The following is a 14739-nucleotide window of genomic DNA, read 5'->3' on the forward strand; positions in this document are numbered from 1 at the left end:
ATTTCCGGCGTCGTTTTTCTGAATTGAAAGGGCATGCGGCTGCATACTGTTCAAAACTGCCCAGTAAAGGAGGCAAATTTCGGAGCCGGCCGGAATGCATGCAAGAATCTGCAGGCGGATCAACCTATTGGGATTTTGCGCGGGCTGTCTTGCGCAGCGCGCTCGGCGGATTGCCGGTGTGCTGGGTGATGAACCTGGTGAAATAGGCGGCGCTGCCAAAGCCCAGCTGGGCGGCGATGTCGCGAATGGCGAGGTCGGAGGCGATCAGCAGGGTGCGTGCGGAATGCAGCTGGCGCTCGGTCAGCAGGGCGGCGGCGGTCTTGCCGGTCTCGGCCTTGCAGACCCGGGTCAGATGTGTCGGCGTCACCTTCAGCGCCGCGGCGTGGTCCGCCATGGTGGCGTGAAGGTTCTGCAGCCCCGCCACGCGCTGGCAATAGGCCTGGCACAGGCGCTGCGCCGCAGTCTGCCGCGCGGGCGGGCCGCCCGGATCCGGCTGGCGGCACAGCGAGATGGCGGCCAGTTCGCAATGCGCCTGCACGGCGCGGCGCCAGAACGGCCCCTGGCTGGCCTGCTCGCGGCTGATGGCCTCGAACAGGGTGGTCAGCCCGGCCTGCTCCTGGAGGCCGGTGAAGCGCTTGTGGCAGGGCGATTCGGGAAAGGGCGGCATCAGCGGCCCGGTCATCTCCAGCACGTGGCCGAAGCATTGGCGGCCGAATTCCGCGGACCACAGCGTGCCGGCCGGGATGAAGATGGCGCTGTGCGGCCCGAAGCCGCGCTGCCCGCCATTGAGCCAGATGCGGCCCTGGCCGCGGGTGATCCAGATCAGCAGGTGTTCGCGGCGGCTGTGCGACAGCGCGGTCTGCCAGGCGCCGTCGGCGTTCAGGCTGGGCAAGGGGGCGGCGTGAATGGCCCCGGAAAAATCTGGATCAAATGGCATGTGTTATCGTGCGGCGGAAAAAAGATTTGCCGCAACAGGCCAGAAAATGCTGATTCTGGCAAGTTTTCGCCGGAAAAACCGGAAATGCCTCAGGTTTTCAGGAAGCGGGCGTCAGGGCAGCGCCACCTGGCGCCAATCCTTCATCCGGGCACGGAACCAGCTGCGCTGGCGTTTGGCAAACTGCCGGGTGGCGATGGCAGCGCGTTCTTCGGCCTCCGCCAGAGTGAGCTGGCCCCGGGCATAGCCCATCAGTTCCGGCACCCCGATCGCCTTGCAGGAAGGCAGGGCCGGGTCATAGCGGTCCTGCATCGCTTCGATCTCGGCCATGGCGCCCTGGTCCAGCATCAGACCGAACCGCTTGCGGATGCGGGCCTCAAGCCAGGCCTTGTCCGAGTTCAGCACCATTGCCGTGCAACGGGACAACGGCAGCGCCGGGGCAGGGGTGTCGTCCTGCCAGCTGGCCAGCGGGCGCCCGGTGGCTTTCAGCACCTCCCAGGCGCGCTGTACGCGGGCGCGGTTCTGCAGGTCGATGCGGCTGGCGGTTTCGGGGTCAAGCTCCGCCCTCAGCGCCTCAAGCGAAAGCTGGTCGCCCTCGGCCCGTACCGCAGGCGGCGTGGGCGGGATCTCGGCCATGCCTTCGGTCAGCGCGGTGAAATACAGGCCAGTGCCGCCGACGATAATCAGCCGCTCCGGGCCGTCCAGCAGCGGCAGCACCTCGCGCAGCCAATGGCCGGCCGAATAGTCCGCGTCATATGGAATATGGCCATAGAGCGCGTGTGGAGCCCGGGCCTCCTCCTCTGCTGACGGGCGGGCGGTGATCACCCGCCAGCAGTCATAGACCTGGCTGGCGTCGGCGTTGACGATGATACCACCCTGACGGGCGGCAATCTCCAGCGCCAGGGCGGATTTCCCGGAGGCCGTGGGGCCTGCAATCAGCACAGGCAGATCCGGGTCGATGTCGGGCAGGTTCATGCGGCTATGATCCGTCTCCAAGGCCAGTTCCGCAAAACTCGGCGGAAACCGCGCTGCGCGCATTGAAACCCGCAGCGATTTACTCCATTTTGCGCGCAAATTAACCCTCACATCTTCTGGAGCGCAACATGCCTCAACCGCAAGACAAGCCGGAGCTGGATCCGGCCGCCGCCTATAAACGCGTCATGCTGAAAATTTCCGGCGAGGCACTGATGGGCGACCAGGGGTTCGGCCTGCACCCGCCGACCGTTCAGCGCATCGCCCGCGAAGTGAAATCGGTGCGCGATATGGGCGTCGAGATCTGCATGGTGATAGGTGGCGGCAATATCTTCCGCGGCCTCTCTGGCTCGGCCCAAGGGATGGAGCGCACCACCGCCGACTACATGGGGATGCTGGCCACGGTGATGAACGCGCTGGCAATGCAGTCGGCGCTGGAAGGCATGGGCGTGTTCACCCGGGTGATCTCGGCGATCCGCATGGATGAGGTGGCAGAACCCTACATCCGCCGCCGCGCCGTGCGCCACCTGGAGAAGAAGCGGGTCTGCATCTTTGCCGCGGGCACCGGCAACCCCTATTTCACCACCGACACCGCCGCCACCCTGCGCGCCAATGAAATGGCTTGCGAGGCGATCTTCATGGGCAAGAACGGCGTCGATGGCGTTTATGACAAGGACCCCAAGGAACATCCGGATGCGGTCCGTTATGACGAGATCAGCTATGACGATGTCTTTGCCAAGCGGCTGAAGGTGATGGACGCCTCCGCCATCGCGCTGGCCCGTGACAACAACCTGCCGCTGATCGTCTTCCCACTGGATGAGCCGGGCGGCTTCCGCGGTATCCTGGCCGGCGAGGGAACCTACACCAAGGTCCAGGGCTAAACGCCCGCCACAGAGGGAAAATCCGAGCGCGGGCTTGAAACACGGCCCGCGTTATTTTTTCGCCGCCGGACCTTGCCTGCTGCTGGCGTCGGCAGGCCGCATTCAGCTTTCACCTTGCCGCAGCAATTGCAGGAAAAACGCTGATGGCGGGCTATTTGCTTGCATGCGGGAGCAGAAACCGCAGCACCGCCTGGCACAGGGTGATGCGGCAAATCCCCCGCATGATCGCTATACATCAGCCTTCCAATGGCTTATGAGCCAAGGGAAGACCGCCTCAGATAAGGGGAGAGAGCAGCATGTCTGATGATTTTGAACTGGATACCGACGACCTGAAACGCCGCATGGACGGTGCGATGGCCAATCTGCGCACCGAATTTGCCTCGCTGCGCACCGGCCGCGCCTCCGCCTCGATGCTGGAGCCGGTGATGGTGGATGCCTATGGCTCGATGACGCCGATCAACCAGGTCGGCACCGTGAACGTGCCGGAGCCGCGTATGGTCACCATCAACGTCTGGGACAAGGGCCTGGTCGGCAAGGTGGAAAAGGCGATCCGCGAATCCGGCCTGGGCATCAACCCGCAGCTCAACGGCACCATCATCATGCTGCCGATCCCGGAGCTGAACGAGGAGCGCCGCCGTGAGTTGACCAAGGTTGCCGGCCAGTATGCCGAGCACGCCCGGGTCTCGATCCGCAACGTGCGCCGCGACGGCATGGACCAGGTCAAGAAGGCCAAGGCCGACGGCATGTCGGAAGACGATCAGAAGTTCTGGGAAGCCGAGGTGCAGGAGCTGACCGACAAGATGATCAAACATGTGGACGAGGCGCTTGAGACCAAGCAAGCCGAGATCATGCAGGTCTGACGGCACATTATGCCCGGAGACGCAAATCCGCAGATGAGAACCGCCGGAGAAGTTCCGGCGGCCCGCTCCGGCCCGCGCCATGTGGCCATCATCATGGACGGCAATGGCCGCTGGGCGCAGGCCCGCGGGCGGCCGCGGCTGTTCGGCCACCATGCCGGTGCGCGCCGGGTTCGTGAAGTTGTCGAGTGCTGCCCGGGTCTGGGCGTGAAATACCTGACCATCTTTGCCTTCTCGACCGAGAACTGGAAACGCACCCAGACCGAAGTGGCCGGTCTGATGAGCCTGTTCCGGCGTTACATTTCCAAGGAAATGAATGCTTTGGCCGACCGTAATGTCCGGGTGCGCTTTATCGGCGACCGGGTGCGGCTGGATGCCAAGCTGATTGATCTGATGGACAAGCTGGAGCAGAAGACCGAAGGCAACGACGGCACCCAGCTGACCATCGCGCTGAACTATGGCGGCCGGGACGAGGTGGCGCGGGCCACCAAACGGCTGGCGCGGGATGTGGCCGAGGGGCGGCTCAATCCTGAAGACGTCGATGAGGAAACCCTGCCGCGGTATCTGGACACCCATGTGCTGCCGGATCCGGATCTGGTGATCCGCACCAGCGGCGAGGCGCGGATCTCGAACTTCCTGCTGTGGCAGTCGGCCTATGCGGAATATGAGTTCATCGACACGCTGTGGCCGGACTTCACCAGCGAGGAAATGGCCCGGCTGTGCAACAGCTTTGGCCGCCGCGACCGCCGCTTCGGGGCCGTCAAGACATGAGCGCTGCCAAGGGCCGCTGGGCCGACCTGCTGCCGCGGGTGCTGTCGGCCATCGTGATGATCGCGGCCGGCGGCTATGCCGTCTGGGCCGGCGGGCTGGTGTTCGACGTAATGATCGCGCTGTGCTGCGGCGGCATGATCTGGGAACTGGTGCGGATGCTGGCACCGGAGCGCGGCGGTTTTGCGCTGCAGCTGGGCGCGGTCTCTGCCGTGGCGGTGCTGCTGGCGGCGCTGCTGCCGGTGATCTGGGTGGTTCCCCTGCTGGCCGCGCCGGTGGCGGCCGGGTTCAGCCAGTTCGAGCGTAACCGCCACTATTTCTCCGGCTGCGCGATATGGGTGCTGTTTGCGGGCTTCGGCTTCATCTGGCTGCGCGGCCAGATGGGGGTTGAGTGGATGCTGTGGCTGATCTGCATTGTGGTGGCGACCGATGTGGCGGGGTATTTTGCGGGCAAGATCATTGGCGGGCCAAAGTTCTGGCCGCGGGTCAGCCCCAAGAAAACCTGGAGCGGCACCGCCGCAGGCTGGCTGGCTGCCGCCCTCGTGGGCGGGCTGTTTGCCGCGCAGATGGGGCTGGGCTTTGGTATCGTGGTGCTGTCGGTGCTGCTGTCGATGGCCAGCCAGGCCGGCGACGTTGCAGAAAGCGCGCTGAAGCGGAAGATGGGCGTCAAGGACTCCAGCGCGCTGATCCCGGGCCATGGCGGGCTGTTCGACCGCTTTGACGGGATGCTGGGCGCTGCGGCCATGTTCCTGGCCGTGACCGCCATCTGGGGATAACCAGGCAGGAAGAACTATGCGGAAAGTTTCGATTTTCGGCGCCACCGGGTCGATTGGCCAGAACACCATCGACCTGATCCGGCGCGCGCCTGAGGCCTATGACGTGGTCGCCCTGACCGGCGGTGCCAATATTGCGAGGCTGGCGGAGGACGCCATTGCGCTGCGGGCGGAGGTGGCTGTCACTGCCTATGAGGACCGCTTGCCGGACCTGCGGGCTGCGCTGGCTGGCTCCGGCGTGGAAGCGGCGGCAGGGCAGGCGGCCTTGGTCGAGGCCGCGGCGCGCCCTGCGGATTGGATCATGTCGGCCATCGTCGGCGCGGCTGGTCTGGCCCCGGGGCTGGAGGCGCTGAAACACGGCACCACCCTGGCCCTGGCCAACAAGGAATCGCTGGTCTGTGCCGGCCGGCTGCTGCTGGACACCGCAAAGGCGCATGGCGCCCGGCTGCTGCCGGTCGACAGCGAGCATTCGGCGGTGTTCCAGGGCCTCGTGGGCGAAGACATCGAAGCGGTCGAGCGGATCGTCATCACCGCCTCCGGCGGGGCGTTCCGGGACTGGCCGCTGGAGGACCTGCCCAAGGCGACCCTTGCGCAGGCATCCTCGCATCCCAACTGGGACATGGGGCAGCGGATCACCATCGATAGCGCGTCGATGTTCAACAAGGCGCTGGAAGTCATTGAAACCCGGGAATACTTCGGTGTGCGCCCGGATCAGATCGAGGTGCTGGTGCATCCCGAATCCCTGGTTCATGCGATGGTCGGATTCAACGACGGCGCGCTGATGGCGCATCTGGGGGCAGCGGACATGCGGCACGCCATTGGCTATGCGCTGCATTGGCCGGACCGCCAGCATCTGCCGGTGGAGCGGCTGGATCTGGCCCGCATCGGCCAGCTGAATTTCCGCGCCCCGGACCCCGCCCGCTATCCGGCGCTGCGGCTGGCCTATGAGGTGATGGAGCGGGGCGGTATGATGGGGGCGGCCTTCAACGCTGCCAAGGAACAGGCGCTGGACGAGTTCATCGCCGGCCGCATCCGTTTCACTGATATGGCGGCAGTGACCGAGGCCGTGCTGGAGCGTTTTGCGGCGGAGAGCGACCTCATTGATGCCGCAATGACACTTGATAACGTGACCCGGGTTGACCATCTCGCACGTCAAGAGGCCGCCAGGGCCGCAGAACAACGCATAGGGTAGATCTTTGGACATACTTGCTTTTGTCCCGCAGTTTGGCGGTTTTCTTTATATGATCGCCAGCTTTGTCATCGCGCTGTCGGTGATTGTGGCCGTGCATGAATACGGCCACTACATCGTCGGCCGCTGGTCCGGGATTCACGCAGAAGTGTTCTCGATCGGATTCGGCCCGGTGCTGTGGAGCCGGGTGGACCGGCACGGCACCCGCTGGCAGATCGCGGCGCTGCCCTTTGGCGGCTATGTGAAGTTCCTGGGCGATGCCGATGCGGCCTCGGGCAAGGATGCGCAGGTAATGCAGGCAGCTGCGGAGGATCCGGAGCACCTGCGCCGGACTATGCATGGCGCGCCCCTTTGGGCCCGTTCCGCAACCGTTGCGGCCGGCCCGGTCTTCAACTTCGTGATGTCAGCTATCATTTTTGCCGCTGTGGCGATGTCGCAGGGGGTGATGCGCGATCCGCTGACGGTCGGGGAACTGGCGCCGCTGCACGGTGTCGAAAGCGGGCTGCAGCAGGGGGATGAGCTGATTACCGCGGGCGGCCTGGCGGTGCCGAGCTACCTGGATACCGGCGCCTGGGAAGATTTCCGCAAGGAGTTGCCGCAGCAGCAGCCGCTGGAGTACCAGGTGCGCCGCGACGGGGCTGAGCTCAGCGTCAGCGGGCCGTATCTGTATCCGCCCTATGTGCGCGGCGTGGTGCCGCGCAGCGCGGCCTCGGATGCCGGGCTGCGGCCGGAAGACTTGATCGTCGCGGTGGATGGCACACCGCTGGTGTCCTTCGACCAGCTGAAGGAGCATGTCGAGGCCGCGGACGGCAAGGTGCTGGTACTGGATGTGCTGCGCGACGGAGAAACGGTCGAAATGGCGCTGGCGCCGCGGCGCACGGATGAGCCGCAGCCGGACGGCGGCTTTGCCACCCGCTGGCGGATCGGCATCATCGGCGGGCTGGCGTTTGAGCCGGCCACCGACACGGCCGGCTTTGGCGAGTCGCTGGCGGCGGGCGCCTATCAGGTCTGGGCGGTGGTCGGCACCTCCCTCTCCGGGCTGAAACACATGATCACCGGCGCCATCAGCACCTGCAACCTGTCCGGGCCGATCGGCATTGCCGAAACCTCCGGCGCCATGGCCAGCCAAGGGGCGGAGAGCTTTATCCGCTTCATCGCGGTGCTGTCCACGGCGGTGGGGCTGCTGAACCTGTTCCCGGTGCCTGCGCTGGATGGCGGCCACCTGATGTTCTACGCCTATGAGGCAGTGGCGGGCCGCCCGCCCAGCGACCGGGCGGTGCGGGTGCTGATGTCGCTTGGCATCGCCATTGTGCTGTCGCTGATGGTGTTCGCGATTGGCAACGACCTGTTCTGCTGATCCGGCAGGCAAGGGTGTCAAAGGGCGGCCACGGTGCCGCCCAACTGCTGCCATATTCCCTCGTTAACGTTTTATCAATCCGCGGTTGCGGCCGGTGCGCGGCACTGCGGACGGGTGGACGAAAACTGGGGGAAGACTGATGCAGACACTCTCGCAATCCTACCGTGGCCTGGGCCTGCTGATGCGGCTGAACTGGGACCGTGCGCTGACCGGATTCGCCATCCTTGGCGCGCTGATCGCAGGCACCTGGCTCGCCACTTTGTGATTCCCGCAACCGGCGCGCAAGCCCGCCGCGCCGGACGCCGCCAGAATGCGCTTTGATGGTTTTGACAAGCGCTTTCAAACCCGGTACGCACTTGCCAAAGCTGCTATAATAATCGGGTTCTGAAAAATGGTTTGGGGGAAGGTCGCAGGCAAGTCCTGTGGTGAGCGCAAGTCGGGCATCAATATCTTGTACCGGAAAGTTTCTGCCATTTCTCTGGCAGTTGCGCTGGGTTATGCATTGTCGCCGCTGCCGGCCGAGGCGCAAAGCTACCGTTTCAACTCGGTGCAGGTCGAGGGTAACCAGCGGATTCAGACATCCACCGTTATCGCCTATACCGGCATCGAGCGCGGCCAGACGGTCAGCGCGGGGGAGCTGAACGACGCCTATCAGCGCATTCTTGACAGTGGCGTATTTGAAACAGTCGAAATCGTGCCGCGCGGCAGCACTCTGGTGATCAAGGTCACCGAGTTCCCGACCATCAACCAGATCAGTTTCGAGGGCAACCGCCGCCTCAAGGATGACGCGCTGAGCAGCATCATCGAATCCGCACCGCGCCGGGTCTTCAGCCCGTCGCAGGCAGAGCGTGATGCGGCCCTGATTGCCGAAGCCTACAGCGTTCAAGGCCGCCTGGCCTCCCGCGTGACCCCGCGCATCATCCGCCGCAGCAACAACCGCGTCGATCTGGTGTTCGAGATTTCCGAGGGCGACACCATCGAGGTGGAGCGGGTCTCCTTTACCGGCAACCGGGTTTATTCCGACCGCCGTCTGCGGCGGGTGCTGGAAACCAAACAGGCCGGTCTGCTGCGCACTTTCATCCGCTCCGACACGCTGATCGAAGACCGGCTGGAGTTCGACAAGCAGGTGCTGCGCGATTTCTACCTTTCGCGCGGCTATGTGGATTTCCGGGTCAACAGCGCCAACGCCGAAGTCACGCAGGAACGCGACGCGGTGTTCCTGGTGGTGGACGTGACCGAGGGCCAGCAGTTCCGGTTCGGCAACATTTCGGTGACCAGCGAAATGCCGGAAGCCGACGCTGACCTGTTCAGCTCCACCCTGAAAATCAGGCCCGGCGTGGTTTATTCCCCGACCCTGGTCGAGAACGCGATCGACCGGATGGAGGGGCTGGCGGTCCGCAATGAGATCGATTTCCTGCGGGTCGAGCCGCGGGTCACCCGCAATGACCGGGACCTGACCCTGGATATCGAGTTTGTGCTCACGCGCGGGCCGCGGGTGTTTGTCGAGCGCATCGACATCGAAGGCAACACCACCACTCTGGACCGGGTGATCCGCCAGCAGTTCCGCTCTGTCGAAGGCGATCCGTTCAACCCGCGCTCGATCCGCAACAGCGCCGAGCGGATCCGGGCTCTGGGCTTCTTTGCCAATGCCGATGTGGAGACCCGCGAGGGCAGCTCGTCCGACCAGGTCATTGTCGATGTGGATGTGGAGGAGCAGCCGACCGGTTCGTTGAACCTGGGTGGTGCATACTCGGTGACGGACGGTTTTGGTGTCAGCGTCGGTTTGACCGAAAACAACTTTCTGGGCCGCGGCCAGCGGCTGTCGTTCAATATCGCCACCGCGACAGAGTCCGACTCCTACGTCCTGGGCTTCACCGAACCGTTCCTGCTGGGGCGGGAGCTGAAGTTCGATCTGGATCTCGGGCTGAACGAGACGGACTCCAGCTTCTCCGAATACAAGACCAAACGCGTCTTCTTCCGCCCGGCGCTGACCTTCAACACGGGCGAGGATTCGTCGCTGCAAGTCCGCTACACTTGGGATGCGGACAAGATGCTGTTTGATGATGATGACACCAATCAGAATCTTGCAGGCCCTGTCATCCGCAGCGAAATCGCCCAGGGAGAACAGACTTCCAGCGCTTTCGGAGTCACCTACCGGTATGACAGCCGTTTGACCGGCCTTGACCCGAATGCCGGGTTCCTGGTGGAAATCGGGGCTGATTACGCCGGGCTGGGCGGTGATTCCGAATATATCAAGGCAACCACCAAGCTTGTCGCGCAGCGGAAAATTCTGAATGAGGAAGTCACGATCCGGGCCACCATTGAGGCCGGCGCGTTCCAATGGGAAGGCAGCGGAAACAGCCGCACGATCGACCGCTTCGTTCTGACCCCGTCTGTCCTCCGGGGCTTTGAGCCCGGCGGCATCGGCCCGCGGGATCAGGGGTCCGGCAACCCGAACGGCGGCAATTACAATGACTTCCTGGGCGGCAATTATTACGCGGTTGCGCGGTTTGACGCGGAGTTTCCGCTGGGGCTGCCGGAGGAACTGGGGCTGCGCGGCGGCCTGTTCTATGACGTCGGCGGCCTGTGGGGATTGCAGAACGTCAACACCTTGGCGACCGATCGTATCGTTGGCAATGCGCAGTCCTTCCGCCACGTAGTCGGGTTCTCGGTCTTGTGGACGACCGGCTTTGGCCCGCTGCGGTTCAACTTCTCCAAAGCTCTCAAGAAAGAGGACTTTGACGAGGAGCAAAACTTCGACCTGACCCTTCAGGCGAGGTTCTGACCTGGTGCGGCGGCAGGCTCCCGGCCGTTGGGCAGCGCGCGGTTTTGCCGTAGCGCTGGCCTGTTTCGGGTCTGCGCCCGCCCATGCCCAGGATCCGGCCCAGCCGGCGCCTGGCCCAGGGCGCGGTTACCAGCTGGGACTGCCGCAAAGCGGCATCCTCACCATCCAGCCGGAGCGGCTGTTTTCCGAAAGCGCCTTTGGCCAAAGGGTCGAGCGGGAAATCGAAGCCGAAGGCGCCGTGCTGACTGCGGAGAACCGCCGCATCGAGGCCGAACTGCGCAGCGAGGAGCTGGAGCTGACGGAACGCCGCAGCGAGATGGAGCCGGAGGCGTTTCGCGCGCTGGCCGACGCCTTTGACCAGAAGGTGCAGGATACCCGCCGCCGCCAGGAGCAGAAGCTGCGCGAAATCACCCAGATGGGCGAAGTGGCCCGGCGCGAGTTCATCAGCGCCTCGCTGCCGGTGCTGCAGCAGATCCTGCGCGAAACCGGCGCGGGCGCGATCCTCGACCATTCCTCGGTCTTCCTGAGCGCGGAAGCGGCCGACATCACCAGCCTGGCAATTGCCCGGATCGACGCGGTGCTGGGCGACGGCGCGGCGCAACAGGATGGCGATCGCTGAGCAGGCGAACTTGCCCAAACGCCGCCTGCTTGCTAGGGACGGCGCAGCACATTTGACGAAGATGGGAAACCAAGCATGACCACCGAGCTGCAAAGCGCTGACATTCACCTGATCCAGCGGATCCTGCCGCACCGCTACCCGTTCCTGCTGGTCGACAAGGTGGTTGATATCGACAGCTACAAGTCGGCGCGCGGCATCAAGAATGTCACCATGAACGAGCCGCACTTCCAGGGCCACTTCCCGGGCACCCCGATCATGCCGGGCGTCACCATCGTCGAGGCGATGGCGCAGACCGCGGGGGTGATGCTGGGGGTTGGCATGGATATGGTCGACACCAACCTGCTGATCTATTTCATGAACATCGACAAGTGCAAATTCCGTCGCAAGGTGGTGCCGGGGGATGTGCTGGAGATGCATGTGGAAACCTTGCGCGGCAAGCCGGGCGGCAAGATCTTCAAGTTCTCCGGCCGCGCCACCGTCGAGGGCGAAGTTGCCGCAGAGGCTGAATTCTCGGCCATGGTCGACGTGCAGAAGGACGGATGAACATGAGCCGGATTCACCCCAGTGCCGTGATCGAAAAGGGTGCCAAGCTTGGGAAGGACTGCGAGATCGGCCCGTTCTGCGTGGTTGGCCCCGAGGTGGTGCTGGGGGACCGGGTTGTTCTGAAGTCCCACGTTGTCGTTACCGGCGATACCGAGATCGGGGATGAAACGGTTGTCTTCCCCTTTGCGGTGCTGGGTGAGATCCCGCAGGATCTGAAGTTCAAGGGCGAGAAGTGCCGGACCGTGATCGGCAAGCGCAACCGCATCCGCGAGCATGTGACGGTGAATGCCGGCACCGAGGGCGGCGGCGGGCTGACCAAAATTGGCGACGACGGCCTGTTCATGGCCGGCTGCCACATCGCCCATGACGCCCAGGTCGGCGACCGGGTGATCGTGGTGAACTCTGCCGCGGTGGCCGGCCATTGCGTGCTGGAGGATGACGTCATCATCGGCGGCCTGTCGGGGATTCACCAGTGGGTGCGGATCGGCAAGGGCGCAATCATCGGCGCTGTCACCATGGTGACCAACGATGTGATTCCCTATGGCCTGGTGCAGGCGCAGCGCGGCGAGCTGGACGGGCTGAACCTGGTCGGCCTCAAGCGCCGCGGTGTGGCGCGCAGCGACATCACCGCTTTGCGCGCGGCCTTCCAGATGCTGGCCCAGGGCGAAGGCACCTTCCAGGAGCGCGCCAAGCGGCTGGGGGATGAGACCGACAGCGAATACGTGCAGGAGATCGTTGCCTTCATCACCGGCGAAAGCGACCGCTCCTTCCTGACTCCGGGAGGCTGATGCCATGCTGGCTTTGATTGCAGGCACCGGCGGCTTGCCGGCCGAAGTAGCGGTGCGTGCTCCGGGCCGTCCGCTGATCTGCGCGATGGCCGGGTCGGAACCCGATGCGGTCGACCCAGAGATCACCTTCCGGTTCGAACAGCTGGGCTCCTTTCTTGAACGGCTGAAGGCTGCGGAGGTTACGGAGATCTGCATGGCAGGCGCGGTGCAGCGGCCGAATATCGACCCCTCGGCCATTGATGCGGCGACCCTGCCGCTGGTGCCGGTGCTGCAGGGGGCGCTGGCCGCGGGTGATGACGGTGCCTTGCGGGCGATCATCGGGATCTTTGAGCAGGCGGGTTTTGCCGTGCGGGCAGCCCATGAGGTTGCCCCGGACCTGCTGATGGCCGCGGGCGTGCCGACCAAGGTCCAGCCGGGCGAGCTGGACAAGGCGGATGCGGAGCGCGGTGCGGAGATCGTCGCCGCCATGTCCGCCGCCGACATCGGCCAGTCCTGTGCCGTGCGCAAGCGGCAGGCCATCGCGGTGGAGAACGTCTTTGGCACCGACTGGATGCTGTCCGCGCTGGCGCAGCGCCCGGACGGGCAGGGCGGTTTGCTGTTCAAAGCGCCGAAACCGGCGCAGGACCGGCGGGCAGATCTGCCTGCGATCGGAGTGGAAACGGTTGAGGCTGCGGCCAAGGCGGGCCTCTCCGGTATCGTTCTGGAGGCGGGCGGCGTGATCGTTTTGGATCAGGATGCGGTGATTGCGGCCTGTGACCGGCTGGGCCTGTTCCTGTGGCTGCGACGGCCGTGAGCCTGCGGGTGTTCATCCTGGCTGGGGAGCCTTCGGGCGACCGGCTGGGCGGGGCGCTGATGGCGGGGCTGAAACAGCTGGCACCGGGTGTCAGCTTCGATGGCATCGGCGGCGCGCTGATGGCGGAGCAGGGGCTGGTCTCGCGCTTTCCGATGGACGAGCTGTCGGTGATGGGGCTGGCGGAGGTGCTGCCCAAGTACCGCCATCTGAAGCGCCGGATCCGGGAAACGGCAGAGGCGGTGCTGGACACCCGCCCGGATGTGCTGATCACCATCGACAGCCCGGATTTCTCCCTTCGCGTGGCGCGGCTGGTCAAAGAACAAAGCCGCATCCGCACCGTCCACTATGTGGCGCCCTCGGTCTGGGCCTGGCGGCCCAAGCGGGCCGGGAGAATGGCGGAAGTGATCGACCATGTGCTGGCGCTGCTGCCGTTTGAACCGCCCTATATGGAGGCGGCAGGCATGGCCTGTGACTTTGTCGGCCACCCGGTGGTTGCTGAGCCGCAGGCCACCGGTGCGGAGATCGCTGCATTCCGGGAAGAATTCGATCTGGGCGAGTCGCCGTTTGTGCTGGCGCTGCCCGGCTCGCGTCGGTCCGAAGTTGCGCGGCTGGCGCCGGATTTCGGCGGCGCGCTGCAGCGCTTCACCGCGGCGCACCCGCAGTACCGGATCGTCGTGCCCGCCGCCGCGCCGGTGGCCGGGCTGGTGCAGGACGCTTTGCGAAACTGGCCCGCGGGCTCGGTACTGGTCGACCCGAACCGGTTTGAGGCTGCCACCGCCAAGGCGCACAAACGCGCCGCCTTTGCCGCCGCGGATCTGGCGCTTGCGGCCTCTGGCACGGTCTCGCTGGAGCTGGCAGCGGCAGCCACTCCGATGGTGATCGCCTACAAGTTTCAATGGCTGACCTGGCAGATCATGAAGCGCATGGCGCTGATCGACACGGTGACGCTTGTCAATCTGGTCAGTGATACCCGCGTGGTGCCGGAATGTTTGGGGCCGGACTGCACGCCTGAAAAGATCGCTGCAAGCCTTGAGGCTTTGGCAGCCGGCCCGGGGGCTCAGCTGGAAGCGATGAAGCTGACCATGCAACGCCTGGGGCAGGGCGGAGAGGCCCCGGGGCTGCGGGCCGCGCGGGCCGTTCTCGACCGGCTGCCCGGGAGATAAGCAGGAAGCGCGCCGGATGCAAAGCCTCCGCCGCGCGGCTTCTGGTGGCGCGGGCGCTGCGCGCCCGCGCGGTGCGTGCCGCCTCGCAGTCACAGAACGCGGGCGGCTGGCAATAGTACAAATGCCGGAAATTTTTTACTGAGAAGCGCCTAAGGGCAGGTCTGCCCTCAGGCGCGCAGTCCATTTTGGACAGATATGCCGCGTCAAGGGCAAGCCGCGCGTGCCGCGCGGAGGCTTGGGCTCCGCCCGTTCTCAAGCGAAACGTTCCCCCGGAACGTTTCCAGGAAGCTTGCTCACTCCCTTGACCCGGCGGGGAG

At 64.9% G+C, this 14739-nt stretch carries 15 protein-coding genes; 13 read left to right on the plus strand and 2 right to left on the minus strand.

The genetic code is table 11. The features are described 5' to 3' along the window. Positions 1-124: 124 nt before the first annotated feature. Together ACFMBG_RS12620 and miaA are read right to left on the minus strand one after the other, a co-directional pair. Positions 125-937 (minus strand): helix-turn-helix transcriptional regulator, encoded by an 813-nt coding sequence (locus ACFMBG_RS12620; RefSeq protein WP_421055054.1) that lies wholly within the window; start codon positions 935-937, stop codon positions 125-127. A gap of 111 nt (positions 938-1048) precedes the next feature. After that, positions 1049-1909: a tRNA (adenosine(37)-N6)-dimethylallyltransferase MiaA gene (gene miaA / locus ACFMBG_RS12625; protein ID WP_421055055.1), complete on the minus strand. Its 861-nt coding sequence runs from the start codon at positions 1907-1909 to the stop codon at positions 1049-1051. Between the two features lie 128 nt (positions 1910-2037). On the opposite strand from miaA, the gene pyrH reads away from it, so the two are divergent. The 13 genes from pyrH to lpxB all read left to right on the plus strand — a co-directional run bounded on the left by pyrH (position 2038) and on the right by lpxB (position 14422). After that, on the plus strand, positions 2038-2787 hold the full coding sequence (pyrH, locus tag ACFMBG_RS12630) for a UMP kinase (RefSeq protein ID WP_421055056.1): 750 nt from the start codon (positions 2038-2040) through the stop codon (positions 2785-2787). Between the two features lie 296 nt (positions 2788-3083). Beyond that, entirely contained in the window at positions 3084-3647 is a 564-nt protein-coding gene (frr, locus tag ACFMBG_RS12635; protein WP_421055057.1) for a ribosome recycling factor, read from the plus strand. A 9-nt stretch (positions 3648-3656) separates the two neighbouring features. Further along, on the plus strand, positions 3657-4415 hold the full coding sequence (locus tag ACFMBG_RS12640; protein WP_421055058.1) for an isoprenyl transferase: 759 nt from the start codon (positions 3657-3659) through the stop codon (positions 4413-4415). Continuing rightward, positions 4412-5188 (plus strand): phosphatidate cytidylyltransferase, encoded by a 777-nt coding sequence (locus tag ACFMBG_RS12645; RefSeq protein ID WP_421055059.1) that lies wholly within the window; start codon positions 4412-4414, stop codon positions 5186-5188. Before ACFMBG_RS12640 ends, ACFMBG_RS12645 begins: the two co-directional genes overlap by 4 nt. Positions 5189-5204: 16 nt before the next feature. Then, positions 5205-6377, plus strand: a complete 1173-nt coding sequence (gene dxr / locus ACFMBG_RS12650) for a 1-deoxy-D-xylulose-5-phosphate reductoisomerase (RefSeq protein ID WP_421055060.1) — start codon at positions 5205-5207, stop codon at positions 6375-6377. A 4-nt stretch (positions 6378-6381) separates the two neighbouring features. After that, positions 6382-7731 (plus strand): RIP metalloprotease RseP, encoded by a 1350-nt coding sequence (rseP, locus tag ACFMBG_RS12655; protein ID WP_421055061.1) that lies wholly within the window; start codon positions 6382-6384, stop codon positions 7729-7731. 139 nt (positions 7732-7870) lie between these two features. Further along, on the plus strand, positions 7871-7996 hold the full coding sequence (locus ACFMBG_RS12660; protein ID WP_421055062.1) for a hypothetical protein: 126 nt from the start codon (positions 7871-7873) through the stop codon (positions 7994-7996). A gap of 126 nt (positions 7997-8122) precedes the next feature. Next, on the plus strand, positions 8123-10516 hold the full coding sequence (gene bamA, locus ACFMBG_RS12665; protein WP_421055063.1) for an outer membrane protein assembly factor BamA: 2394 nt from the start codon (positions 8123-8125) through the stop codon (positions 10514-10516). A gap of 4 nt (positions 10517-10520) precedes the next feature. Continuing rightward, the gene (locus ACFMBG_RS12670) at positions 10521-11135 is read left to right on the plus strand and encodes an OmpH/Skp family outer membrane protein (RefSeq protein ID WP_421055064.1); all 615 of its coding nucleotides are present in this window, start codon (positions 10521-10523) and stop codon (positions 11133-11135) included. Positions 11136-11210: 75 nt separating this feature from the next. Further along, positions 11211-11678: a 3-hydroxyacyl-ACP dehydratase FabZ gene (gene fabZ / locus ACFMBG_RS12675; RefSeq protein ID WP_421055065.1), complete on the plus strand. Its 468-nt coding sequence runs from the start codon at positions 11211-11213 to the stop codon at positions 11676-11678. A 2-nt stretch (positions 11679-11680) separates the two neighbouring features. After that, positions 11681-12466 carry an acyl-ACP--UDP-N-acetylglucosamine O-acyltransferase gene (lpxA, locus tag ACFMBG_RS12680; protein WP_421055066.1) on the plus strand — a complete coding sequence of 262 codons (786 nt, stop codon included), beginning with the start codon at positions 11681-11683 and terminating at the stop codon, positions 12464-12466. Positions 12467-12470: 4 nt separating this feature from the next. Beyond that, the gene (locus tag ACFMBG_RS12685) at positions 12471-13259 is read left to right on the plus strand and encodes an LpxI family protein (protein ID WP_421055067.1); all 789 of its coding nucleotides are present in this window, start codon (positions 12471-12473) and stop codon (positions 13257-13259) included. Then, positions 13256-14422 carry a lipid-A-disaccharide synthase gene (gene lpxB / locus ACFMBG_RS12690; protein WP_421055189.1) on the plus strand — a complete coding sequence of 389 codons (1167 nt, stop codon included), beginning with the start codon at positions 13256-13258 and terminating at the stop codon, positions 14420-14422. The genes ACFMBG_RS12685 and lpxB overlap by 4 nt, the downstream gene beginning before the upstream one ends. Positions 14423-14739 lie beyond the last annotated feature (317 nt).

This window comes from Leisingera coralii, assembly GCF_049056525.1.
GTDB lineage: Bacteria > Pseudomonadota > Alphaproteobacteria > Rhodobacterales > Rhodobacteraceae > Leisingera > Leisingera coralii.

Bases quoted from the DNA above. Each gene is read 5' to 3' on its own strand.
- ACFMBG_RS12620 (WP_421055054.1), bottom strand. From the start codon at position 937: ATGCCATTTGATCCAGATTTTTCCGGGGCCATTCACGCCGCCCCCTTG.
- miaA (WP_421055055.1), bottom strand. From the start codon at position 1,909: ATGAACCTGCCCGACATCGACCCGGATCTGCCTGTGCTGATTGCAGGC.
- pyrH (WP_421055056.1), top strand. From the start codon at position 2,038: ATGCCTCAACCGCAAGACAAGCCGGAGCTGGATCCGGCCGCCGCCTAT.
- frr (WP_421055057.1), top strand. From the start codon at position 3,084: ATGTCTGATGATTTTGAACTGGATACCGACGACCTGAAACGCCGCATG.
- ACFMBG_RS12640 (WP_421055058.1), top strand. From the start codon at position 3,657: ATGCCCGGAGACGCAAATCCGCAGATGAGAACCGCCGGAGAAGTTCCG.
- ACFMBG_RS12645 (WP_421055059.1), top strand. From the start codon at position 4,412: ATGAGCGCTGCCAAGGGCCGCTGGGCCGACCTGCTGCCGCGGGTGCTG.
- dxr (WP_421055060.1), top strand. From the start codon at position 5,205: ATGCGGAAAGTTTCGATTTTCGGCGCCACCGGGTCGATTGGCCAGAAC.
- ACFMBG_RS12660 (WP_421055062.1), top strand. From the start codon at position 7,871: ATGCAGACACTCTCGCAATCCTACCGTGGCCTGGGCCTGCTGATGCGG.
- bamA (WP_421055063.1), top strand. From the start codon at position 8,123: ATGGTTTGGGGGAAGGTCGCAGGCAAGTCCTGTGGTGAGCGCAAGTCG.
- fabZ (WP_421055065.1), top strand. From the start codon at position 11,211: ATGACCACCGAGCTGCAAAGCGCTGACATTCACCTGATCCAGCGGATC.
- lpxA (WP_421055066.1), top strand. From the start codon at position 11,681: ATGAGCCGGATTCACCCCAGTGCCGTGATCGAAAAGGGTGCCAAGCTT.
- ACFMBG_RS12685 (WP_421055067.1), top strand. From the start codon at position 12,471: ATGCTGGCTTTGATTGCAGGCACCGGCGGCTTGCCGGCCGAAGTAGCG.